Below are 21,467 nucleotides of genomic sequence, written 5' to 3' on the forward strand. Positions count from 1 at the left end.
GTTATTCACAAATTAGCCAAACTGTCAAGCAGAGAAATCAGTGGAACCCTGCACAGACCCGAAAGTGCCGAAATTTGGTTGGGCATGAAAAACTCTATTTACCCTCACGCAGGCATCAATTAGAATATAGATAGTGCCTCTCAGGGTGACGAGTATATTGCCCATGTCTTCAACCTTAGCCTCGAAAAATCAACCCCATAACCCCCCTCAAACAGATTTGAGAAATATGTTCACTCGCTTGGGTATCAGGCAGAAAATCGGCTGCGGATACGCCTTGGTCATTTGTATTGCCATTGTGGGTGCTGTGGCGGGACGGGGAGTAGAATTTTATTACAAACAGCAGGTGCGGGAAAAACTGGCGCTCGATCGAGATAAAGGGGAAATCTTGACCAACCTCAATAACACCGTGCAGGAAGTCAGAATTCAGCAGCAAAAGCTGGCGAGTCTGACGGCAAAACCGCAAATTTTCGATCGCGAACGCTCGGAATTCCTGACTCGCGTTGCTCAGATGAGCGGCATCCTCGAACAACTGCAAACCTTTCCACCGACTAAGAATCCCGAGGTGGCCAAAGACTACGAACTGCTTCAACAGTTCGTTCAAGTCAACGGCAAAACTGTAGAATCATACTTTCAAGAAGTACAAAAATTGTTGGCGACTGCGAAATTATCTGGTTTAAATCCGAAGCAGCAGCAGGCTTTCGAGCGGAACTTGAACAATTTTGCGGCTGGCGAAACCGCTTTGAAACTCGAACAGTTGTCGCAGGATTCAGCCAAACTGGCCGGCAGCTTTGGCGAGAAAGCAGACGAGGCATTGAGTACCTACGACAAAGCAGAAAAACTCGGAACTCTGATTCTCGTTTGCTCTCTCTTGATATCAGCCGCGATCGCAGCAATTCTAGCAGCATACACCAGCGGGGCGATCGCTCGTTCCTTAGAAGCCACAACCCTCATCGCTCAGCGAGTGACAGAAGAATCGAACTTTGACCTGCAAGTACCCGTCACTACTTCCGACGAAGTGGGAATGCTAGCAACTTCCCTCAACGAACTGATCCAAAGAGTAGCAGAATATACAGAAGAATTGCACGAAGCAAAAATAGCCGCCGAAGCTGCCAACCGCTCGAAAAGTGCATTTCTTGCCAACATGAGCCACGAACTCCGCACCCCCCTCAACGCCATCATTAACTACAGCGAAATGCTGCAAGAAGATGCTCAAGATTCCGGTTCAGAAGACTTTCTCCCAGACTTAGAAAAAATTCAAACCGCAGGCAAACACCTGCTGGATATGATCAGCGACATCCTCGATATTTCCAAAATAGAAGCCGGTCACGTCACCCTTTATTTAGAAAACTTCGACGTGGCAACCATGATTGAAGAAGTGATGACTACGGCTCAACCGCTAGTAGAAAAAAAAGGCAATTCTTTAGCACTGAAAACCAAAGGCGAACTCGGCACAATGTACGCCGACCAACCGAAAGTGCGGCAAATTCTCCTCAATTTGCTCAGCAATGCTGCCAAATTTACCGAAAAAGGCGTCATTACTATCGGCGTCGAAAGAATTAAAATTGAAAAATCAAGACCGACGAAACCAAATAAAAATAATGATTTTTACTCTGGATCAAACTACACTTCTCAAGTTTTAATGTTTCGAGTTAGCGACACCGGCATCGGCATGACGGACGAGCAATTAGAGCAGATATTTAAACCTTTTACCCAAGCTGATGCTTCGACTACCCGCAAGTACGGAGGCACGGGTTTGGGATTGACAATTAGCCAGCGTTTGTGTCAAATTCTCGGCGGCGAAATTAGCGTCGAAAGCGAAGACGGTAAAGGTTCAACTTTTATTGTCAGTCTCCCGGAACGGGTGGTGATGCAGGCATGAAGTCAATCGATTTTAGATTTTAGATTTTAGATTTTAGATTGAAGCATTGACCCCACGGATAAATTCGGGGGCTTGTATCCGGGATGCTTTCGGTCAGGCAAGATATGGATTTTGACACGGATACACAGATTAATTATTGAGCATTCGTCAATAGTCAGGAGGCAGATGTTCAAGGAAAAAGAAAGAGGGAGGAAGGAAGAGGGAAATTTAAAAATCTATTGATACAGCAACCGCCAAGGCGGTTAGGGCATAAAGTGTAAATAGCCCCAATTGCCGTGCGATCGCAAAACCCATCTCCAAAGTTGTACTCTTAAATGTCAATACTTCGGACAATTTTTGATTACGAACCGTAGGATAAGGGTTTCAATGCTCTAAGGCGATCGAGCTACCAACGAAAAATCGAGGGTTTCAGACTACGAAATAAAAACAGTTCGGACTATTGAAATATCAGGGCTTATGAATATTACTCGCGTCTCAGTTGACTCAGCAGGCAATCAGGCCAATCAAAGCTCAATTATCTCCTCCTATCCTTCCATTTCGTCCGACGGGCGGTTTGTGGCGTTTGAATCTCCAGCATCCAACCTTGTGCCGGGGGACACTAACGCTAGCGGTGATGTCTTTGTGCGCGACACGCTAGCCAATACCACCACCCGTGTCTCTGTAGACTCAGCAGGCAATCAGGGGAACAACATTTCCACCGAGCCCTCTCTCTCAGCCAACGGGCAGTTTGTAGCATTTTGGTCTAATGCCACAAACCTCGTACCGGGGGACACTAACAATACAAACGACATCTTCGTGCGAGACTCGTTGACGAATACCACCACCCGCGTCTCTGTAGACTCAGCAGGCAATCAGGGGAACAACTTATCCTCCGATCCCTCCATCTCAGCCGACGGGCGGTTTGTGGCATTTTTCTCTAATGCCACAAACCTCGTGCCGGGGGACACTAACAATAGCGGCGACATCTTCGTGCGGGACTTGTTGACGAATACCACCACCCGCGTCTCTGTAGACTCAGCAGGCAATCAGGGGAACAAGTATTCCGGCGATCCCTCCATCTCAGCCAACGGGCGGTTTGTGGCATTTTTCTCTAATGCCACAAACCTCGTACCGGGGGACACTAACAATAGCGGCGACATCTTCGTGCGGGACTTGTTGACGAATACCACCACTCGCGTCTCAGTTGACTCAGCAGGCAATCAAACGAAGGGGTTCTACAACTCCTTCGAGCCCATCGGCTCCTTTGACCCCTCCATCTCAGCCGACGGGCGGTTGGTGGCATTTTACTCTTCGGCTACAAACCTCGTGCCGGGGGACACTGGTAATAACATGGACATCTTCGTGCGCGACACGCTAGCCAATACCACCACCCGTGTCTCTGTTGACTCAGCAGGCAATCAGGCGAACAATTACTCCCTCAGCCCCTCCATCTCAGCCGATGGGCGGTTTGTGGCGTTTCATTCAGATGCCTCCAACCTCGTGCCGGGGGATACTAACAATCGGTTCGACATCTTCGTGCGGGACTTGTTGACGAATACCACCACCCGTGTCTCTGTTGACTCAGCAGGCAATCAGGGGAACAAGGGGTCCTTCGAGTCCTCCATCTCTGCAGATGGGCGGAGAGTAACGTTTTCATCTGAGGCTACTAACCTCGTGCCGGGGGATACTAACAATACCCTCGATGTCTTTGTTTCTGAAACCGGCAACACTCCAAGCAACAACCCTCCTAATAACAACATCAACGGCACGGACGGCAACGACATCCTGTTTGGGACCAGCGGCAACGATATCATCAACAGTGTGGAAGGGAATGACGTACTCATCGGTTTGCGGGGCAACGATGTCCTTGTCGGGGGCGACGGCAGCGATATCCTGAATGGCGGCAAAGGTTTTGACACTCTCAACAGCGGTTTGGGAAACGATATTCTAGTCGGCGGCGGGGGCAACGATGTCTTTGTTTTAGGTGCCGGATTGGGAGTTGATACAATCGCTGATTTCGCCAACTCTCAAGATACCGTCCAATTAATCAATGGCTTGACCTTCGGACAGTTATCAATTTCGCCGGGAACGGACGGCACATTAATTACAGTAGTCGGCAGCGGTGAAATTTTAGCTTCTTTGATAGGTGTTGCTCCCAATCTCATCGGTTCTGAAGATTTCATCTCGGTCTAGAGATAGTAAAGTGGTCATTTGTAAAATCAATTTTACTCATGGAACATGATTAAATTTGGCAAACAATCCTTGGCATTAATAGGCACAGTTATTGCAATTTTGTAACCTACTTTTACCACTCATTCACAAGAAAGCAACAGCGAACTGACCAAACTTAAATTTTTCTTATAAGCCAAAAAAAGGTTGTTGCCGATCGAGAAACAGTCTCTGCGATCCCCAACAACCCCGCCAATCTGCCTTGTCCGAACCTCCGCCGCCCCTTTTACCGTCGTTGGAGCGTGTAATCGAACAGTTTTTGAAATTTGGTCTTAAACAAGTTTACTGCCAACACTTGTGACAGGACAGGTGGTGGTGATGGATAATATCGATTCCGGTTGCATTCCTCATCATTGTTGAGTGTTGACTGTTGACTGTGAGTCAAAAAAATGAAAATTGCACGAATTATTTGTTGGCAGCTTGATTCGACTTTACGCCCTACGATGAAGCGCGGATTTGATATCATTCCGGCGCAGCCTGATTTGATATCAATTATCAAAATAAAGAATAATTAACAACCCGGACTGACGCACAGACTCTATCTCTAGGTGAACGCTGCACATCTTACATATAGGGGTTCTGCGTAAGTTTTGATAATTCCCAGGTTTTGACCTGGGAATATAGCAAGCCTACAGAACAAAGCCTTGTACAACAGTAGTTTTCAAGACTCCTTCAAAAGTGCGTTCTGTCTTGTCCAACAGGACAACGACATTGCGCCCGTTCGGAGACAAACGAACTTCTCGGATTGAATAAGAGAACACCCAATCTTGAAAATTGTTCAGGTTTCCGAGGACACGCTGCCGACCGTTATGATTAATTACAAGACGCATTGCCGCGCTCTCTTTGCCAGCCGAAGCATTTTTTTGCCGCTGTTCCAGGCGAATTTGTAAAAGCTTTCCTGTATTGAGTTTGACGGCAACTGTCTCGCTTCCATTGGCTCCGGGAGTACGAGAAATAATGTTCAGTTTAGTTCCAGCTTTAGGAGGAGTTAACTTCAAAGTTTGCCTGTTATTCCAACTTTTTTTAAGCAAGTCATCTTCTGCCATTTTAGTGCTTTTATTGGAGTCGGACTCGCCATATTTAGTTTCGATACACCCATTTTTGATGCAGGAATTTGCAGCAACTCGAACAATTTGCAATTCTGCTTTGGGAATTCCCGCTCCTGTATCTCTGGAACTTTCTAGATACAAGTAGTAATTGCTGTCGGCGGAAAAACCCGACATCCGGTGTGCGGCACGCCAGGTATTTGCCAAAGCTTCAGGGGCTACTGCGATCGCGGCACTTGCTATAATACCTAGCGAAATTAAAGGTAAAATTTTCATAGCTATATTTTCCAAGTGTGAGAGTTATAGCGGCTGTTATTGATGAGTAAAACAATAACGATTTGGGTTTAGCTATAGGACTGTGACGCTTCTCAAGTCCTCTCTCCTATTTACATGAGTGTTTCTCTATTTTCCGCAGCAGGAGACTGTTTAAGAATATGCCGTTTTTTCAAGTGGCACTAGAAATAATTTTTAATGTGAGAGTTGCTTTTATCCAAGAGTGCAACTTTTAGGGGCGACAGTTTGCTTTTGGCTGCCAGAGACTGCGACAAAGGACGGAAATACCTATCTACAGATAGGGGAACACCGATCCGATCGCCCTCCGCAACTCCCTACAATGACAATTGTACGGGCCATTAAGCAATTGCCTCTACAGCAGTCATCATTTTTAATGCAGGGAATTAAAATTTATGCAACCGAATAATCCAAACCAATTTACCGAAAAAGCCTGGGAAGCCCTCGCCCGCACCCCCGAAATCGTCAAAGCAGGTCAGCAGCAGCAGCTAGAAAGCGAACACTTGATGAAAGCTTTGCTGGAACAAGAATCGGGGCTCGCTAGCAGCTTATTTAACAAAGCGGGAGTTTCTGTAGCAAAATTGCGCGATCGCACTGATGAGTTTATCAGCCGCCAGCCGAAAATTACTGGAACGGGTGGCAACGTTTATCTCGGTCGTTCTCTCGACACCCTGCTAGACCGCGCCGAAACTTACCGAAAAGAGTACGGCGATGAATTTATTTCGATCGAGCATTTGATACTAGGTTACGTTAAGGACGATCGTTTCGGCAGAAATCTACTGCAAGAATTTAAACTAGATGAAGCCAAACTCAAAGACATAATTGCCCAAGTCCGGGGGAACAACAAAGTGACAGATCAAAATCCAGAAGGCAAATACGAAGCGCTGGAAAAATACGGCCGAGACTTGACTGAAGCCGCGCGTCAAGGTAAACTCGATCCGGTAATCGGACGGGATGACGAAATCCGCCGCACGATTCAAATATTGAGCCGTCGCACCAAAAATAATCCGGTATTGATTGGGGAACCGGGAGTCGGCAAAACTGCGATCGCCGAAGGACTCGCCCAGCGAATTATCACCGGAGATGTCCCCCAATCTCTCAAAGACCGACAATTAATTAGCCTAGATATGGGCGCTTTAATTGCCGGGGCAAAATTCCGGGGAGAATTTGAAGAACGCTTGAAAGCGGTGCTGAAAGAAGTTACCGACAGCAACGGCAAAGTCATCTTATTTATCGATGAAATTCACACCGTTGTCGGTGCCGGTGCAACTCAAGGATCGATGGATGCCGGCAACTTGCTCAAACCCATGTTAGCGAGGGGAGAATTGCGCTGTATCGGCGCTACAACTCTCGACGAATACCGCAAGTACCTCGAAAAAGATGCGGCACTAGAACGCCGTTTTCAACAAGTTTATGTTGACCAACCGACAGTTGAAGATACTGTCTCGATTTTGCGGGGTTTGAAAGAACGCTACGAAGTGCACCACGGTGTGAAAATTTCTGACAGCGCCCTAGTGGCGGCGGCTACTTTGTCTACTCGATATATTAGCGATCGCTTCCTGCCAGACAAAGCCATTGACTTAGTGGACGAAGCAGCCGCTAAACTCAAAATGGAGATTACCTCCAAGCCGGAAGAACTAGACGAAATTGACCGCAGGATTTTGCAGCTAGAAATGGAAAGACTGTCGCTGCAAAAAGAAAGTAACTCTGCTTCGATCGAACGCTTGGAAAGACTGGAAAAAGACTTAGCCAACCTCAAGGAACAGCAAAACGGTTTGAATGCCCAGTGGCAATCGGAAAAAAATGTCATCGGCAGCATTCAAAAGATTAAAGAACAGATCGATAAGGTGAATATTGAAATTCAACAAGCTGAATTAAAATATGACCTGAACCGCGCTGCTGAGTTGAAATATAGCAAGTTAACCGAATTGCAAAAACAATTGCAAGAAGCAGAAGCTCAACTGTCAGCAACTCAAACCACAGGTAAAAGTTTGCTGCGGGAAGAAGTCACTGAAGCTGACATTGCCGAAATTATTTCCAAGTGGACGGGAATTCCGATCAGCAAGTTGGTTGAATCGGAAATGCAGAAACTTTTGCACTTGGAAGATGAACTGCACAAGCGGGTAATTGGACAGGATGAAGCGGTGACGGCTGTTGCAGATGCAATTCAGCGATCGCGCGCGGGTTTAGCCGATCCAAACCGTCCGGTTGCGAGTTTTATCTTTCTCGGCCCCACGGGTGTTGGCAAAACCGAGTTAGCCAAAGCATTAGCTGCTTATCTGTTCGACACGGAAGAAGCGATCGTCCGAATTGATATGTCGGAATACATGGAGAAACACGCGGTTTCGCGGTTAATTGGTGCGCCTCCGGGATACGTCGGTTACGACGAAGGCGGACAATTAACTGAGGCTGTGCGGCGCCGTCCTTACTCAGTGATTCTATTCGATGAAATCGAGAAAGCGCACCCGGATGTATTCAACATCATGCTGCAAATTTTGGATGACGGCCGCGTTACCGATGCTCAAGGTCACACAGTAGACTTTAAGAATTCTGTGATTATTATGACATCGAATGTCGGCTCTCAATACATCTTAGATGTGGCGGGAGATAACGAACTAATGCGGAGTCGGGTGATGGAAGCGATGCGGGGAACTTTCCGCCCGGAATTTCTGAACCGGATTGATGAGATGATTATCTTCCACGGTTTGAGCAAGCGCGAGTTGCGGCAAATCGTGCAGTTGCAAGTGAAGCGCTTGGAGAAACGGTTAGCCGAGCGCAAAATGTCTCTGAAATTGTCGGAATCTGCGATCGACTTTTTAGCAGAAATTGGTTACGATCCGGTTTACGGTGCGCGGCCTTTGAAGCGGGGAATTCAACGCGAGTTGGAAACGCAAATGGCGAAGGGTATTTTGCGGGGAGATTTTGCTGACGGCGATACCATTTTTGTGGATATCGAGAATGAAAGGTTGGCGTTTAAGCGGCTCCCAGCACAGTTGGTGACTGCGAAATAATTTGAGTAGGGTGGGCTGCGGCCCACCTTATTTTTTTGAGGCGATGGTTCTTTTTTTGACCGCAGATGTAGGCGGATGGACGCGGATGGACGCGGATGGGATTGCGGGCGATCGTTCTTAAGGGCGATCGCTTTCTGATTTATCTTTTTTCAACTCTTGGCGTTCTCGAACAGATTTCGTCAGCAGGTACGTTGCCACACTGCTAACGGATCTGCTGTCTTCTTCTGCCCATTCTTCGAGAGCTTTTTGAATCTCTTCTGGCAAGTATGCGGTAACTCGTCCCCGTGAAGCCATTTGTTGCACTGCAAAACATTTCAATACAGTCCATCTTACGCCGTGGTCATCGCTTAAGGGCGATCGCTTTCTGATTCTTCCTTTTTCTGCTCTTGGCGATCTCTGACTGCTTTAGCTGCCACATGGGATAGCAGGTTTGCAAGGGTTCTATCTTCCTCTTCGGCCCATTCAGACAAGGCTTGATGAATGTCTTCTGGCAGTGTAACTGTAACTCGCATTCGTGAAGGCATCGGCTGGCATGGTTTTACTTCAATTGTCTTTAATTTTACACTCTAACATCATTTTATATAGTTTTATGTCATCTGCATCTAATAACATCAAATGACGCTATAAGTGTATATAGGGTTCAGACCCTAAAAAGTCAGAAGCCAGCCCCTTACTGTCCAAGGTTCCGGGCTGGCTCTGGCTCCAAAAATAGCAATGGAGTGTATTCAATTATGACTTATAAAGACCGCTTGCACTGTTGGGCGATCGCCCGTTTGTTACCCTCTGAGCAATGGATAATTGTTGCCCGCTTCCGCAGTCGTTCCGATGCAGAGGGGCATTTCAAGTTTTTGCGTCAAACTATACCTCACGTTAAGTTTGAGGTTGTGTTCGATCGCACTGGGGAAAGTCACCGTTTATCGGCGTTGGGCCGTCCTTCCAATCCTGTCACCAGCGCCTTATAAAGGATAATTTTCGCTGCGATTTGAGTTAACTAAACATTTGCTATCGCACTTTTTTCGATAAGTGCGATCGGCCTTCCTTTCTTGAGTCCCCCTCTGCTGGGACGAGAGTTTCTGCTGAATAGATTTCAATCGCCGAGTTATCTGTTGGGCTGTCTCTACTAACTTACTTCCGCACCATCACAGACTTAATCACAGCATTCGGCTGATACTTATTAGTCTGATAAAATCCCCCTTTCCCAGCGCCATAAACCCCCGCAAACTGCTTCCCCTCAGCCTTGGGAACAAACATAATGTTTCTAGTGGGTTGCTTGGCAAATACAACCCCTTCTCTCATTTCATTATCCACGTTATAAGATAAAGTAGCCTTGCCGTAAATTGCCTCAGCTTGTTTCAGAGTCATTCCCGGCCCGACGCCCTGAACTGTTTTATAATTAGCATTTTCAGTCATCAAAAGTTCAATGACATCCGTATCTTTTAGCTTTGTACCCGCAGCGTAGATAATCCGATATTGCACTTTTCCCGACTGGCTGACAGCCACAGCATCAAAGTCTACCATAAAAGGAGACTCTACCTTAAACTGCGCTGTGGAACCGAGAGCCTTTTTCAATTGTCCTAAAGTCATCCCCACCTTCCCCGCTCCAATTGTGCGATCGGAAATTGTTAAACTTGCAGCAGGTGTTTTTTGAGCAGCCTTTGCCGTTTCTCCCAGCTTATTTGCACCCCCAGGCGCAACAGCGGAACCGGGAGTCGAAATTAAAGTCAGGTAACTGCCGATCGCCAATAAAACAGCTATCATTGATCCAGACAAAATTTTAAGATTCAACATGACTAATTCTCCTAGATTTCAAATGCGACTATCTACCCGCATCTTTTTGACTATCCTGGGCGTCACCCTCCTAGTTTGGATTCTTAGAGGTGTTGGTATCTTGACCTTCATTCCCGGTGGTGTCATTTGGATACTGATTTTGCTGTCTTTTGTTGCGGGTATCCTCAGCACTTTACTCCGTCGGTAAGCCAGCATCCGGCAAATAACAAATAAGAATTAACAATTAACAAATTATTTTAATTTGGAGTGTTTCATTGCCTTTCCCACTGTCACATTCAACTGAGCTCCTATCAGCATCACCAAAGAAGAAAGATCGAGCCACAGCAGCAACACAATAAAAGTTCCGATCGTGCCGTAAGTCCAAGTGTAATTGCCCAAATGGAAAACATAAAACCGAAATAAAGCTGAAAATAGTGCCCACAAAATAGCTGCAAAAACAGCTCCCGAAAAAATAGGAATATCTGGTTGACGGCGGCTAGGCCCGTAGCGGTAAACAAAAGCAAAAGCCAGTGATACAATTCCCAAAGAAATCGGCCAGCGCCACAGCCGCCAAACACCTAACAGTTGCGACTCCAAAGGGCAAGTGCTAGCGAGTAGAAAGCAATTTTGAACATCTTTTAAATCGCAATTGGCGACGGACTCCAGCAGGCAACTCTGGCGGGCAATAGCTTGTACAATTAAGTCGCTGACAAATACTACTCCCGATGCTAGAATTAACAGCACAATTGTACCGATACTCAGCCCCAAAGAAATAAGTTTTGCTTTCCAAAATGGTCGAGTTCGATCGCTAGGGATTTCATGGATGCGATCGAGTGCAGCCATCGCCGCGCTCATTACTCCAGAAAATGCCCAAATCGCCCCAAGAAAGCTCACCGAAAACAGCCCTTTACTGCGAGTTAACAGAATTTCTTTGATTAAGCCACCAATCAACTTCCGCACGTCATCGGGTATAACTTCGCCCAAAAGACGGGCGATTTGATACAGTGTTGACTGCAAAGGTTCAAAGAGGGCGATCGCAGATAAGATAGCCAACAGCCCCGGAAACAGCGCCAGCATAGAATTGTAGGCCATTTCCGCAGACAGCCCCGGCAACCGCTGTTCTCCTGCCTTCGCGCCGACCTGCTTGAGCGTGCCCCAAGTCAAACACCGACAAAACAGCCAAAAACCCCCTAATTTCCGTTTGAGAGCTCGAAGCAGCCTCAAAAATGCCTTAAACAAAGCTAAAATCAGGTAGCGCAACCAGTAAAAAATGTTCATAGCGCACAGGCAATGGGGCGAAAGATGAGGTACACAAGTCGTTAATTAATTAAGCCATTATCAACTCGCAATTGCCAATTCCCAATTCCCCAATCTAAAATCTAAAATCTAAAATCTAAAATCAATATTATGGCTCAAGATGTCAGACAGTGGTTAGATGAAATCAAGCGGCTGCAACAGCAGTTAACAGAAGTTTCGCGCGATCGCGATGAGGCAGGTGAAAGTGCCGCTCAGTGGCGCCAACTCTACAATACCGAAGCCGAGCAGCGGCGGAATGATGCTAAATTAACTCAGCAAAGCATCGCTTCTCTGGAAGCACAAATAGAGCAATTACAAAATTTTTCCCCCATTATGCCCGAAGGCGACGATGCTGGGGTTGCCCGACAGCAGGAAATTGCACAACTGCAAACAGTAGGCGAACTTAAAGCTAAGTTAGCAGAAGTTCTCGAAGAGCGCGATCGGGCGATCGAACAAGTTAAACAACTCACTCAAGCCCTCAAACAAGAAGAAGCCCGCCACGCCGAAACTAGCAAAAATTTAACTAGCGCCCTCGGAGATGCCGTTGACTTGCTCGCGAAAGCCCAAAATCCAGCCCCTGCAAAAACCGAGACAGTATATTCTTTAGAGATAGTACCTACTCGCACTGCAAATCCCGGCGAAACTGCTCTGGAAATCCGCCAAACTTCCGCCCCAGGCAAAAATACCGCCCAACTTCCACCTTCTAAAAATCAGTTACTCGATTTACCGCCCTTTGGGAATTAGGAGCTAAAAATTCAGGAATTATCGGCATGGCAAGTCCCCTTGCAGGTCTGATTTAGTCAGCGATTCCTTGTTTTTGTTTTTCCTGCAATTAGGTGGCATTAATTCATCTGCTTCTTTATTATTCCGCATCTAGGGATGTTTGACTAATCGATGTAACTGTACTATACGCCAACCTCTAATCTGCATTCAAAATTTTGAAAACTGCCAAAAAATCTGCCTTGCGCCGTACCAACCTACAGTCTTTAGATAGAACTTAACCCAGCTAAATTTTAGTAATATCGACAACGACTGATACGCGAGGAAACTTCATGAAGGCAGAGATATCCGCAGTCTGGGTAAAGATTCAGAGCATGATCGACGGCTTGATTATCCTGTTGCCCAATATTGTGCTGGCGTTAATTGTCTTTGCAATCTTTTTCTCTGTGGGCGGGGCAATTAAAAGAGCCGTCAGGCGGCTAACCCGCCACCACCACCAAGCACGAAATTTGGGGCTGGTATTAGGACGGTTGGCGCAGGGTACGATCGTTCTAGTTGGCCTGTTTGTTGCTCTTTCGATTGTAATTCCCACATTTAAAGCTGGGGATTTGATTCAATTGCTTGGAATTAGCGGGGTGGCGATTGGTTTTGCCTTTCGCGATATCTTGCAAAACTTCTTAGCCGGGATCCTAATTCTGTTAACTGAACCGTTCCGAATCGATGACCAAATTGTGTTTAAAAACTTTGAGGGAACGGTAGAAAATATTGAGACCCGCGCTACAACAATCCTAACCTATGATGGTCGCCGAATTGTCATTCCCAATGCCGAATTATTTACGAATGCGGTGACAGTGAATACCGCTTTCGATAAACGCCGCACGGAATACGATTTTAGTATTGGTTACGGCGACGATATTGACCGCGCCAAGCAGTTAATGCTGGAAGCATTGTACAGCATAAATGAGGTGTTGAAAGATCCTGCACCCGATGTGCTGGTGGTTCAGCTAGCAGAAAGTACCGTCAATATTCGCGTTCGGTGGTGGATTGCTCCGCCGCGCCGAATTGACGATATGCGATCGCGCGACAAGGTAATTTGTGCTATTAAAAAAAAGCTCGTGGAAAACGGCATCGATTTGCCTTATCCCACGCGACAAATTTTGTTTCACGACCAAACCGAAGAAACCGACGGCGATCGCTCCCAGCAGCGCGAGGGATGGCCAGCAGGCAAAAGTAAAGTTCCGAAACCTCGCCCTATTGGGGGATCTGTGGGAAAAGTGGGCCAAGGGCGATCGCAACAAGACGACAACGGAAAATATTAACAGCATCACCAGTCATGAAAAATATGGCGTTGCTGAATACAGGTATGAATTCAAGATTTCCCAATGGCTATAGGCAAAGTATGGTGAGTTTTGTAACATCAAGCGAAAAGGTGATTCATACCATGAATCAGCAACGCCAAAATTGGCAAGTAAGGCGACAAGCCCCTTGCGATCGGGACAGGCAATTAACAGGGTTGCAGTAGGGCTAGTCATAATATAATGACAAAATTGTCTCGCTGAGTCGAGCAAGAACAAGTTATCTCACAGGGGTTTATTGATACGTTTAGGGGCGGGTTCTTCGGCCCACCCCACAAGAGATTTTAACTAAAAGTGGAACAGGCATCTTGCCTGTTTCGATTGGCTTACGGGCGGGCTCTTCGGCCCACCCCACAAGAGATTTTAACTAAAAGTGGAACAGGCATCTTGCCTGTTTCGATCTTCCTTCTTCCTTCTTCTAAAACCCCATCGCCCCAGCTACCGCATCCAAAGTCGGAGCAATGCCGCTTTTAAACAGATTGTTGCTGTGATTAATTGCGGTATCCGGGTCTTTCAAACCGTTACCAGTCAACACGCAAACCACCGTCGCCCCAGTCGGAACTTGGTCTTTTACCTTCAGCAAACCGGCCACAGAAGCCGCACTCGCAGGTTCGCAGAAAATTCCTTCCTGCGATGCTAACAAACGGTAAGCGTCCAGAATTTCGGCGTCGGTGACTGCTGCAAAACTGCCGCGGCTGGCTTCGGAAGCTGCGATCGCCTGTTTCCAGCTAGCGGGGTTGCCGATCCGAATCGCCGTCGCCAGGGTATCTGGGTTCGCCACAGGCTCTCCAGTTACCAAAGGCGCAGCCCCGGCGGCTTGAAATCCCATCATCTGCGGCAGCCGCGAACATTTTTTGGCTTGGTGGTATTGACAAAAACCCATCCAGTATGCTGTGATGTTTCCCGCATTTCCGACGGGAATGCACAGCCAGTCGGGGGCGTCGCCCAAGGCGTCCACCACTTCAAAAGCTCCGGTTTTCTGACCTTCCAAGCGGTAAGGATTCACCGAATTTACCAATGTCACGGGGTAGTTAACAGCCATTTCACGGACAATTTCTAAGGCTCGATCGAAATTTCCCCCAATCGAAATGACTTCCGCACCGTACAGCAAAGCTTGCGCCAGCTTGCCCAAAGCCACGTAACCTTCGGGAATCAACACGAAAGCTCGCATCCCCCCGCGTCTGGCGTAGGCGGCGGCGGCGGCCGAAGTATTGCCGGTACTGGCGCAAATTACAGCTTCGGCACCAGATTCCTTGGCCTTGGAAATCGCCATTGTCATCCCCCGGTCTTTGAAACTACCCGTGGGGTTGAGGCCGTCGTATTTCACGAGGACGCGCACGTCTCGACCGATGAGAGAGGCGATCGCAGGTGCTGGAATCAGGGGAGTATTGCCTTCTTGGAGGGTCACTACAGGCGTGGTTTCCGTCACCGGCAGGTAGGGGCGATAAGCTTCGATCAAGCCCGGCCAGCCGTAGCGTTTCGGCTCGGCGGCGCGGGCAGCGGAGTTAGCAGCAGAGTCAGTAGCAGGTAGAATCAGGGTCACGATGTCAATGGTTTTAGGCAATGGCTAAGGAATTTACACTAATTTTAGCTCGATCGGTTAATTTGATGTTTAATACGATCGGTTCAGGTTAAAGTAACTTAATGGTGTGAATGTGTAGATATGTCTACCCAATTACTAATGTCAAATAATTCATCCACTCTTTCCCGGCCTCAAGTTACCGCGAGCAATCCCGAAATGGCTAGTTCTTCTACCCTATCGACCACTTTTGCCCGCAAAGTAGATTCGGTGAAGTGCCCCTACCAAGCCGACCAGCAAGTTAAGTTCCTGCACTTGCAAGCGGAAATCGAATCCTTGCTGCTGGAAGTGCAAAGCCTCAAACAGCAACGCTCGATCGCTGGCTTGCCGGCGAGCGGCCCCATTTCTGGCAGCAGCAGCAATTAGCAGACAACAGTCGCTAATGCTAACTGTGCTGCCCCTGTGTTATAAAAACAAAGGTTTTGCTACCCGCAGTATTTTTTGCCGAAAGTGCCAGAAATTCCTAACTGCGGATAGCGATCGCTAGCTTTTGCTAAAACGCGCTTGCCTACAGCTCAACTCGTCTGCTGCTTGCTGGCAACGAGCTGACATTTTATGGCGCTTTTTTATTGCGCTAATTTGTTAAGCCATCCTCATGGCATACGGAGAATCGAAATCAGTTTATGACAGCATCGATCGAAAAACCACTAAATTTGACATCCGCAAGTGACACTTCCAACCTGCGCCTCAAAGATATTCTCAAAACCCTGCCGCGGGAAGTATTCGTCAAAAACCCCCGCAAAGCTTGGACAAAAGTAATCGTCAACGTTCTTTTAGTTGCTGTCGGTTACTGGGGCATAGCAGTATCGCCTTGGTTTCTACTACCCCTAATGTGGATTTTCACAGGAACCGGATTAACCGGTTTTTTTGTGATCGGCCACGACTGCGGTCATCGGTCATTTGCTAACCGCCGCTGGGTAAACGATTTAGTCGGACATATTGCATTTCTGCCGTTAATTTATCCGTTTCACGCATGGCGGCACGGACACAATTATCACCACAAACACACCAACAAACTTGGTGAGGATAATGCTTGGCACCCGATGACAGCAGCCGACTACACTGGCGCGCCCAAGGCTTTACAAGTAGCTTATAGTTTAATATTCGGTTGGATGTGGTGGATCGGCTCGATCGCCCACTGGGCAAAAGTACACTTTATGTGGTGGCGGTTCAAAGGCAAACAGAAACAAGAACAAGTGCGGTTTTCTGTCTTAGTGGTTTTAATCGGTGCTGCGATCGGATTTCCGATTTTAATAGCAACCACAGGCATTTGGGGATTTGTCAAATTTTGGTTGATGCCCTGGCTGGTTTACCATTTCTGGATGAGCACTTTTACGATCGTCCACCACACAGCACCAGACATTTCATTTAAAGAACCCGAAGAATGGAACGAAGCCCAAGCACAACTATCAGGAACAGTTCACTGCGATTATCCCCGCTGGGTAGAGTTTCTGTGCCACGACATTAACGTCCACGTTCCCCACCACCTTTCAACTGCTATTCCCTGGTACAATTTGCGCCTCGCCCACAGCAGCTTAAAGGAAAATTGGCAAGATCATCTCTACGAAACAGAATTTTCTTGGTCTTTAATGAAGCGGATTGCCGACAACTGTCACCTATACAATCCGGCTGGCGGCTATCAAACATTGCAGGAATTTAACGCTAAAACAAAGTAGTTTAGAAACGCGATAAATGCCCGAACAACCCGGTTTGTCAAACACAACCGGGTTTTTCGATATTACAATCCGTAGCCTTTGTAAGGGGAGGAATGCGTACCCTACTGTCAATATCGCAATCCGTACCATTATTAAATCAGTCATTCCCAATCTAAAATCTAAAATCTAAAATCTAAAATCGGATGACTTTCAATCCCAATAACTGTCGCAACGAAAGCGAAGTAGAAAGCAAACTCATTGTCAGCTATCTGCTACCAAAGTTAGGCTATACGCCCGACACTTGGCACCAAGAAATAGCCTTTGGGAATATTCGTCTAGACTTCCTCTCATTTGCCACCCAAGTTATCCCCATAGTTCTCGATGCAGACTCGCCCATGAGTTTAGTCATGGAGGCAAAACATCCGAAGGAAAATTTAGACCGTCACCTGCGGAAACTCAAGCGTTACTTAACAAGTTTAAGCATCCGCTACGGACTCATAACTAACGGTAAAGAAATTAGAATATACGCAAGAGTCAGCGATGATATTCAGCTAGTTTTTCAGTGTGCAGGGCAAGACATTGAAACGAGAATTGATGAAATTATAACTTTAATTGGCAAAAATAGTTTAAAATCTGTAAACAGTCAAGATGGTGTAGAACAGGAAGATACTAAAAATAATTTAGTTAGTCCTGAGTTAATTAGCCAAGTACCTCTACAGCAAAACAATCCCGCCACCGCAGAACCTGAGCAAATTCAAATATCACAACCGGAAAAAACATCTGAAAATAATTCAGTTAATTTTCAATTTACATCAACTTTAATTGTTTCAAAAGTTAGTAAAAAAAACATGAAAATCATTGCTGTTTACCATAACAAAGGTGGCGTTGGCAAAACTACAACAGTAGTTAATTTAGCCGCGGCGCTGAGCAAGGAAGGTAACAGAGTATTAGTCATAGACTTAGACAGTCAGGCAAATACAACCTTTGCGACAGGTTTAGTAAAATTTGAGGATGAAGAACAAGACGATTTGAAAGATAGCAACATTCTTCAAGTTTTGCAATCAGAAGACTTTTACTCGATCGCCGAAGTAACACGCAAGTCTAATTTTTGCAATCCCGCAATTGATGTGATCCCTTCCCACATCGATTTAATGTACTATGAAACGGAGCTAAATCAACTAGATTACAGCCGCATGATTTTAATTCAAAAACTAGCAGAAGTCCAAGATAAGTACGATATTGTACTGATTGATACGCCGCCATCTTTGAATTTTTATGCGAGAGTTGCCCTGATTGCTGCGGATTATTTAATTATTCCTTCTGACTTAAAACCTTTTGCCAATCAAGGACTGATTAATGTCAAGGATTTTATTAAAAAAGTTAATGGATTCAAAAAACAAATTGGCAAGAAACCTCTAGAAGTTTTAGGCGTCCTCCCTTGCAAAATCTCCACAAATACTAAATTTATACAGTACAGTTTGCCCAAGCGGAGGGAAGCAATTCCCAAACGCTACGGCTTTGAAATCATGGACAGCGTAATTTACGAAAGAGATGATTTGGCCAAGTGTGCAGAACAAATTCAAATCGTGGGAGATATGGAAATTGCCGATCCGATTTCGGTGCTGGACTTTAAGCCAGATTCCATCGCTTCCCAAGAATTTGAAATGCTAGCAATCGAAGTTTTGGAAAAAACAGGTAAAAACTAATGAAAAAATTATTTCCGTCACTGATTGCAGTGAAAAAGATTGTATCTGCAGTGCCCAATTCCAATTTTGCTGAGCCTGATTTGGAGAAATTGGCCAGACTGATATTAGAATTAGGAGGATTGATTAATCCGATCATTGTCCGCCGCACCAGTATAGATTCCTACGAAATAGTAGATGGAAACTTTGAATACTACGCGGCTGCCAGAGCAAAGGAAATTGAACCTCTCAAGGGCGAGACAATCGGAGCATTCATCCTGGAACCAGAAAATGAAGAACTTCTCCTCGAACAACTTGAAATTCTCAGAAAAACCGCCATCACTGAGAATGCTGGTGAAAATGAAACTCCCAAAGAGTCATCAATAACTGAGGCTTCAGGTGAAAATGAAACTCCCCAACCATCATCGAGTTTTGAGCAGCGACTGACAAATATTGAAGCCAGGTTAGAAAATCAAATCAATGAATTGAAAGCTGAACATATCCGCGAAAAACAGGTCTTAGCCCAGAGAATACAAGAGGTTGAAAACCTAATTTCACAACAATTACCTCTGTTAATAGAAGCCCAGTTGGCAAACATAATTAATGAGTTTAAATCAGACCATACATCTGAAAAACAGCATTTGTTAGACAACGTACAAGCAGTTGAAAAGGTAACTTCTCAACCAATTTCGCTGTTGCCAGCACTTAATACTCAAGATAAAATTCAATTGGCGGCGAATTTGAAAGATGCTGGGCTGAAGCCTCCCGTTATACAACTAATACTCAAAGAGCGAGATGTGCGGCCGTTTGTGTCATTTGCAAATGTGGTGGAACGCATTAAAGGCTTAACCGACAAAACAATGATTAAAATTATTGATTACTGGCACAATACTCATCAGCAGTGAGCCGTCTAAATTGCATTTTGGGGCGGGCTTGCGTGTCCACCGCCACAAATGTTGAAACCCGAGTTACAACTGGGTTTCTGAAAGGTAATTGACAATGAGCAAAATACTTATCACTAGCAATTGCATTGTTGGGGTGGACTTCTAGACCACCCTACAAAAGTTGAAACTGCCCGATCGCCCTGACGGCAAAAAGAGTAAAGATAAGTGAAGCAGTGGATCGTTGGTGTCCCACAGGCAGTTAAACCGATCGCAGTCGATTTTTTGTAGGAATTGCAGTAAGTTTTGCCGTAGCACGGGCGAGGGCCCGACGCCATCGCCCATCCCATCAAACCCACCAAACAGAGTTTTGTAACTCATCATCTTTCATTAGTATTCTCCTTGAGTCGATCGGAATTACAGCAAAAACATCGTCAGCAGCAAGACTGGATAAGTTGCGAGTAAAAACCAACCTGCTGCTCGACAGATTTGCTTTTTCGGGGTTGCCAGCAAAATAACTAATAGCAAAGCGACTAGCATCGCGATCGCGGGTTTATTTAACAGCGTAGCATCAGCAATCAGCATATCCGATTAACCGAACCATCTCAAATAAAGTTAACCGCCGCGACTACTTGATAGTTTGTTCTGCATCAAAATAATTATTCTTTGCATAATTTTGCAACTTTAACTCTTCTTGCATTGACATAAAAGGGTATTTACTAGAGCCAACTCGCTGTGAACTATAAATGCCCGCATGACCTGAAAAAACATAGCTCATCACACAGGCGATCGCAATAAATACCCCCGATTCCAGACCAAAAAGTTCAATTCCCATTAAAGTTGAGGCGATCGGTGTATTCGCCGCACCGCCAAAGACAGCAACAAATCCCATTCCTGCCAATAAAGGTGCTGGTAATGCCAAGATTAATGACAAAGCATTGCCTAATGTTGCACCAATAAAAAATAGAGGAGTCACTTCTCCTCCTTTAAAACCAGTCCCTAAAGTTAACGCAGTTAAAGCTATTTTTGCTGCAAAATCCCCAGGTGGTAACTGAGTGTTAAACGCATCGACAATGATAGGAATACCCAAACCGATATATTTAGTCGAGCCAATCGCCCATACGCTCAGTGCGACAATCGCACCACCGATCGCAGGACGAAAAGGAGGATAGGATATTTTTGCTTTAAAAAAGTGGCTAGTTTTGTGAGTGAGTCTTGCAAAAATCATCGCCACAATTCCGAAGATTGCACCAGCGACAATTGCATAAATTAGCCCCATTGGGCTGACTGTCGGTACAAAGGGAGCATGGCGGTATGCTGTATGATGCAGACCCAAAACTAAGGTAATGCGATCGCCTACAATGGCTGCAACTAAACAGGGAAAAAGAGCATCATGGTTAATAGTTCCAATAGCTAAAACCTCTAAACCAAAAATAGTTCCCGCTAAGGGAGTTCCGAAAACGGAAGCAAATCCACCACTGATCCCAGCCATTAATAAAATTCGGCGTTCGGCGTGTTTAAAGCGGAATATTTTAGTTAATTGGTCTGCGAGTGATGCCGCAATTTGCAGTGCTGTCCCTTCACGACCAGCGGAACCCCCAAATAAATGAGTTATATCTGTACCTAGCAGCACCATCGGAGCCATCCGCAACGGAATAACATTTTTCGGGTGATGAATCTCTTCGAGTAAAAGATTATTACCAGCTTCTACCTTCTTTCCGTATCGATGATAAATCCAACCACTTAAGAATCCAGCTAAGGGCAATAAGGCAATAATCCACAGATGAGACTCTCGCCAATTTGTTGCCCAATCTAAAGATGCTAGGAGAGCGGCAGAACCTAAGCCGGAAAAAATGCCAACTATACAAGAAATGATGAACCACTTGCTGAGTTGGGGTAATGCAAGGAATTGCTCAAATTGCTCAAACCATTTCATGATAAAAACTCCTATTTTTGAGTTTTAGATTTGCGACTGTTAAAGTAGCCAGACTGGGGTTAATTTTTAGGTACGTTGTTGCGCTTTAGCGCTCTTTGGCTATAAGAAAGAGCGCCCAAGCGCAACAACATACCTTTGATTGAGGTGCCATTTTTGTAATT

Annotated in this window: 20 protein-coding genes; 11 read left to right on the forward strand and 9 right to left on the reverse strand. The window is 45.9% G+C overall.

Annotated features, from left to right (window positions below):
• The first annotated feature begins 163 nt into the window (after positions 1 to 163).
• A complete protein-coding gene (locus tag QUA99_RS09135) occupies positions 164 to 1,879 on the forward strand; it encodes a HAMP domain-containing sensor histidine kinase (RefSeq protein WP_333235821.1) in 1,716 nt (571 codons plus the stop codon).
• Positions 1,880 to 2,335: 456 nt separating this feature from the next.
• Positions 2,336 to 4,051 (forward strand): calcium-binding protein, encoded by a 1,716-nt coding sequence (locus QUA99_RS09140; RefSeq protein WP_333235820.1) that lies wholly within the window; start codon positions 2,336 to 2,338, stop codon positions 4,049 to 4,051.
• Positions 4,052 to 4,716: 665 nt separating this feature from the next.
• Here QUA99_RS09140 and QUA99_RS09145 read toward each other — a convergent pair.
• The gene (locus QUA99_RS09145) at positions 4,717 to 5,409 is read right to left on the reverse strand and encodes a DUF2259 domain-containing protein (RefSeq protein ID WP_333235819.1); all 693 of its coding nucleotides are present in this window, start codon (positions 5,407 to 5,409) and stop codon (positions 4,717 to 4,719) included.
• 410 nt (positions 5,410 to 5,819) lie between these two features.
• On the opposite strand from QUA99_RS09145, the gene clpB reads away from it, so the two are divergent.
• The gene (gene clpB, locus QUA99_RS09150; RefSeq protein WP_333235818.1) at positions 5,820 to 8,435 is read left to right on the forward strand and encodes an ATP-dependent chaperone ClpB; all 2,616 of its coding nucleotides are present in this window, start codon (positions 5,820 to 5,822) and stop codon (positions 8,433 to 8,435) included.
• Positions 8,436 to 8,552: 117 nt separating this feature from the next.
• Here the strand turns inward: clpB and QUA99_RS09155 are convergent, their stop codons facing one another.
• Together QUA99_RS09155 and QUA99_RS09160 are read right to left on the reverse strand one after the other, a co-directional pair.
• On the reverse strand, positions 8,553 to 8,729 hold the full coding sequence (locus QUA99_RS09155) for a ribbon-helix-helix domain-containing protein (protein WP_333235817.1): 177 nt from the start codon (positions 8,727 to 8,729) through the stop codon (positions 8,553 to 8,555).
• Between the two features lie 53 nt (positions 8,730 to 8,782).
• Positions 8,783 to 8,947, reverse strand: coding sequence for a ribbon-helix-helix domain-containing protein (locus QUA99_RS09160; RefSeq protein ID WP_333235816.1), 165 nt, complete (start codon positions 8,945 to 8,947; stop codon positions 8,783 to 8,785).
• A 219-nt stretch (positions 8,948 to 9,166) separates the two neighbouring features.
• Between QUA99_RS09160 and QUA99_RS09165 the strand changes: the two genes are divergently transcribed.
• Positions 9,167 to 9,397: a hypothetical protein gene (locus QUA99_RS09165; RefSeq protein WP_333235815.1), complete on the forward strand. Its 231-nt coding sequence runs from the start codon at positions 9,167 to 9,169 to the stop codon at positions 9,395 to 9,397.
• A 163-nt stretch (positions 9,398 to 9,560) separates the two neighbouring features.
• On the opposite strand, the gene QUA99_RS09170 is transcribed toward QUA99_RS09165, so the two are convergent.
• Entirely contained in the window at positions 9,561 to 10,223 is a 663-nt protein-coding gene (locus QUA99_RS09170; RefSeq protein WP_333235814.1) for a hypothetical protein, read from the reverse strand.
• Between QUA99_RS09170 and QUA99_RS09175 the strand changes: the two genes are divergently transcribed.
• Positions 10,222 to 10,410: a hypothetical protein gene (locus QUA99_RS09175; protein ID WP_333235813.1), complete on the forward strand. Its 189-nt coding sequence runs from the start codon at positions 10,222 to 10,224 to the stop codon at positions 10,408 to 10,410. The two genes, QUA99_RS09170 and QUA99_RS09175, sit on opposite strands and share 2 nt — an antisense overlap.
• 44 nt (positions 10,411 to 10,454) lie before the next feature.
• Here QUA99_RS09175 and QUA99_RS09180 read toward each other — a convergent pair whose 3' ends face one another.
• Positions 10,455 to 11,480: a YihY/virulence factor BrkB family protein gene (locus QUA99_RS09180; protein ID WP_333235812.1), complete on the reverse strand. Its 1,026-nt coding sequence runs from the start codon at positions 11,478 to 11,480 to the stop codon at positions 10,455 to 10,457.
• 129 nt (positions 11,481 to 11,609) lie between these two features.
• Between QUA99_RS09180 and QUA99_RS09185 the strand changes: the two genes are divergently transcribed.
• Complete coding sequence (locus tag QUA99_RS09185) at positions 11,610 to 12,242, forward strand: hypothetical protein (RefSeq protein WP_333235811.1); 633 nt, start codon at positions 11,610 to 11,612, stop codon at positions 12,240 to 12,242.
• 308 nt (positions 12,243 to 12,550) lie between these two features.
• Complete coding sequence (locus QUA99_RS09190; RefSeq protein ID WP_333235810.1) at positions 12,551 to 13,537, forward strand: mechanosensitive ion channel family protein; 987 nt, start codon at positions 12,551 to 12,553, stop codon at positions 13,535 to 13,537.
• A gap of 454 nt (positions 13,538 to 13,991) precedes the next feature.
• Here QUA99_RS09190 and thrC read toward each other — a convergent pair whose 3' ends face one another.
• The gene (gene thrC, locus QUA99_RS09195; RefSeq protein ID WP_333343230.1) at positions 13,992 to 15,116 is read right to left on the reverse strand and encodes a threonine synthase; all 1,125 of its coding nucleotides are present in this window, start codon (positions 15,114 to 15,116) and stop codon (positions 13,992 to 13,994) included.
• Between the two features lie 120 nt (positions 15,117 to 15,236).
• Between thrC and QUA99_RS09200 the strand changes: the two genes are divergently transcribed.
• The 4 genes from QUA99_RS09200 (at position 15,237) to QUA99_RS09215 (ending at position 19,394) form a co-directional block, all read left to right on the forward strand.
• A complete protein-coding gene (locus QUA99_RS09200) occupies positions 15,237 to 15,518 on the forward strand; it encodes a hypothetical protein (protein WP_333235809.1) in 282 nt (93 codons plus the stop codon).
• Positions 15,519 to 15,775: 257 nt separating this feature from the next.
• The gene (locus tag QUA99_RS09205; RefSeq protein ID WP_333235808.1) at positions 15,776 to 16,828 is read left to right on the forward strand and encodes a fatty acid desaturase; all 1,053 of its coding nucleotides are present in this window, start codon (positions 15,776 to 15,778) and stop codon (positions 16,826 to 16,828) included.
• A 182-nt stretch (positions 16,829 to 17,010) separates the two neighbouring features.
• Positions 17,011 to 18,513 carry an AAA family ATPase gene (locus tag QUA99_RS09210; RefSeq protein ID WP_333235807.1) on the forward strand — a complete coding sequence of 501 codons (1,503 nt, stop codon included), beginning with the start codon at positions 17,011 to 17,013 and terminating at the stop codon, positions 18,511 to 18,513.
• Positions 18,513 to 19,394 (forward strand): ParB N-terminal domain-containing protein, encoded by an 882-nt coding sequence (locus QUA99_RS09215; RefSeq protein ID WP_333235806.1) that lies wholly within the window; start codon positions 18,513 to 18,515, stop codon positions 19,392 to 19,394. The genes QUA99_RS09210 and QUA99_RS09215 overlap by 1 nt, the downstream gene beginning before the upstream one ends.
• 141 nt (positions 19,395 to 19,535) lie before the next feature.
• On the opposite strand, the gene QUA99_RS09220 is transcribed toward QUA99_RS09215, so the two are convergent.
• Genes QUA99_RS09220 through QUA99_RS09230 form a run of 3 tightly spaced genes read right to left on the reverse strand, consistent with a single transcriptional unit; the run spans position 19,536 to position 21,306 of the window.
• Positions 19,536 to 19,754, reverse strand: a complete 219-nt coding sequence (locus tag QUA99_RS09220) for a hypothetical protein (protein WP_333235805.1) — start codon at positions 19,752 to 19,754, stop codon at positions 19,536 to 19,538.
• Between the two features lie 33 nt (positions 19,755 to 19,787).
• Positions 19,788 to 19,955 carry a hypothetical protein gene (locus QUA99_RS09225; protein WP_333235804.1) on the reverse strand — a complete coding sequence of 56 codons (168 nt, stop codon included), beginning with the start codon at positions 19,953 to 19,955 and terminating at the stop codon, positions 19,788 to 19,790.
• Positions 19,956 to 19,998: 43 nt separating this feature from the next.
• Positions 19,999 to 21,306, reverse strand: coding sequence for a voltage-gated chloride channel family protein (locus QUA99_RS09230; RefSeq protein ID WP_333235803.1), 1,308 nt, complete (start codon positions 21,304 to 21,306; stop codon positions 19,999 to 20,001).
• Between the last annotated feature and the right edge of the window lie 161 nt (positions 21,307 to 21,467).

The organism is Microcoleus sp. F10-B2 (assembly GCF_036704965.1).
Lineage (GTDB): Bacteria > Cyanobacteriota > Cyanobacteriia > Cyanobacteriales > Microcoleaceae > Microcoleus.

Bases quoted from the DNA above. Each gene is read 5' to 3' on its own strand.
- QUA99_RS09185 (WP_333235811.1), top strand. From the start codon at position 11,610: ATGGCTCAAGATGTCAGACAGTGGTTAGATGAAATCAAGCGGCTGCAA.
- clpB (WP_333235818.1), top strand. From the start codon at position 5,820: ATGCAACCGAATAATCCAAACCAATTTACCGAAAAAGCCTGGGAAGCC.
- QUA99_RS09225 (WP_333235804.1), bottom strand. From the start codon at position 19,955: ATGCTGATTGCTGATGCTACGCTGTTAAATAAACCCGCGATCGCGATG.
- QUA99_RS09165 (WP_333235815.1), top strand. From the start codon at position 9,167: ATGACTTATAAAGACCGCTTGCACTGTTGGGCGATCGCCCGTTTGTTA.
- QUA99_RS09145 (WP_333235819.1), bottom strand. From the start codon at position 5,409: ATGAAAATTTTACCTTTAATTTCGCTAGGTATTATAGCAAGTGCCGCG.
- QUA99_RS09200 (WP_333235809.1), top strand. From the start codon at position 15,237: ATGTCTACCCAATTACTAATGTCAAATAATTCATCCACTCTTTCCCGG.
- QUA99_RS09205 (WP_333235808.1), top strand. From the start codon at position 15,776: ATGACAGCATCGATCGAAAAACCACTAAATTTGACATCCGCAAGTGAC.
- QUA99_RS09135 (WP_333235821.1), top strand. From the start codon at position 164: ATGTCTTCAACCTTAGCCTCGAAAAATCAACCCCATAACCCCCCTCAA.
- QUA99_RS09215 (WP_333235806.1), top strand. From the start codon at position 18,513: ATGAAAAAATTATTTCCGTCACTGATTGCAGTGAAAAAGATTGTATCT.
- QUA99_RS09180 (WP_333235812.1), bottom strand. From the start codon at position 11,480: ATGAACATTTTTTACTGGTTGCGCTACCTGATTTTAGCTTTGTTTAAG.
- QUA99_RS09175 (WP_333235813.1), top strand. From the start codon at position 10,222: ATGACTAATTCTCCTAGATTTCAAATGCGACTATCTACCCGCATCTTT.
- QUA99_RS09160 (WP_333235816.1), bottom strand. From the start codon at position 8,947: ATGCGAGTTACAGTTACACTGCCAGAAGACATTCATCAAGCCTTGTCT.
- QUA99_RS09220 (WP_333235805.1), bottom strand. From the start codon at position 19,754: ATGATGAGTTACAAAACTCTGTTTGGTGGGTTTGATGGGATGGGCGAT.
- QUA99_RS09190 (WP_333235810.1), top strand. From the start codon at position 12,551: ATGAAGGCAGAGATATCCGCAGTCTGGGTAAAGATTCAGAGCATGATC.
- QUA99_RS09210 (WP_333235807.1), top strand. From the start codon at position 17,011: ATGACTTTCAATCCCAATAACTGTCGCAACGAAAGCGAAGTAGAAAGC.
- QUA99_RS09230 (WP_333235803.1), bottom strand. From the start codon at position 21,306: ATGAAATGGTTTGAGCAATTTGAGCAATTCCTTGCATTACCCCAACTC.
- QUA99_RS09140 (WP_333235820.1), top strand. From the start codon at position 2,336: ATGAATATTACTCGCGTCTCAGTTGACTCAGCAGGCAATCAGGCCAAT.
- QUA99_RS09155 (WP_333235817.1), bottom strand. From the start codon at position 8,729: ATGGCTTCACGGGGACGAGTTACCGCATACTTGCCAGAAGAGATTCAA.
- QUA99_RS09170 (WP_333235814.1), bottom strand. From the start codon at position 10,223: ATGTTGAATCTTAAAATTTTGTCTGGATCAATGATAGCTGTTTTATTG.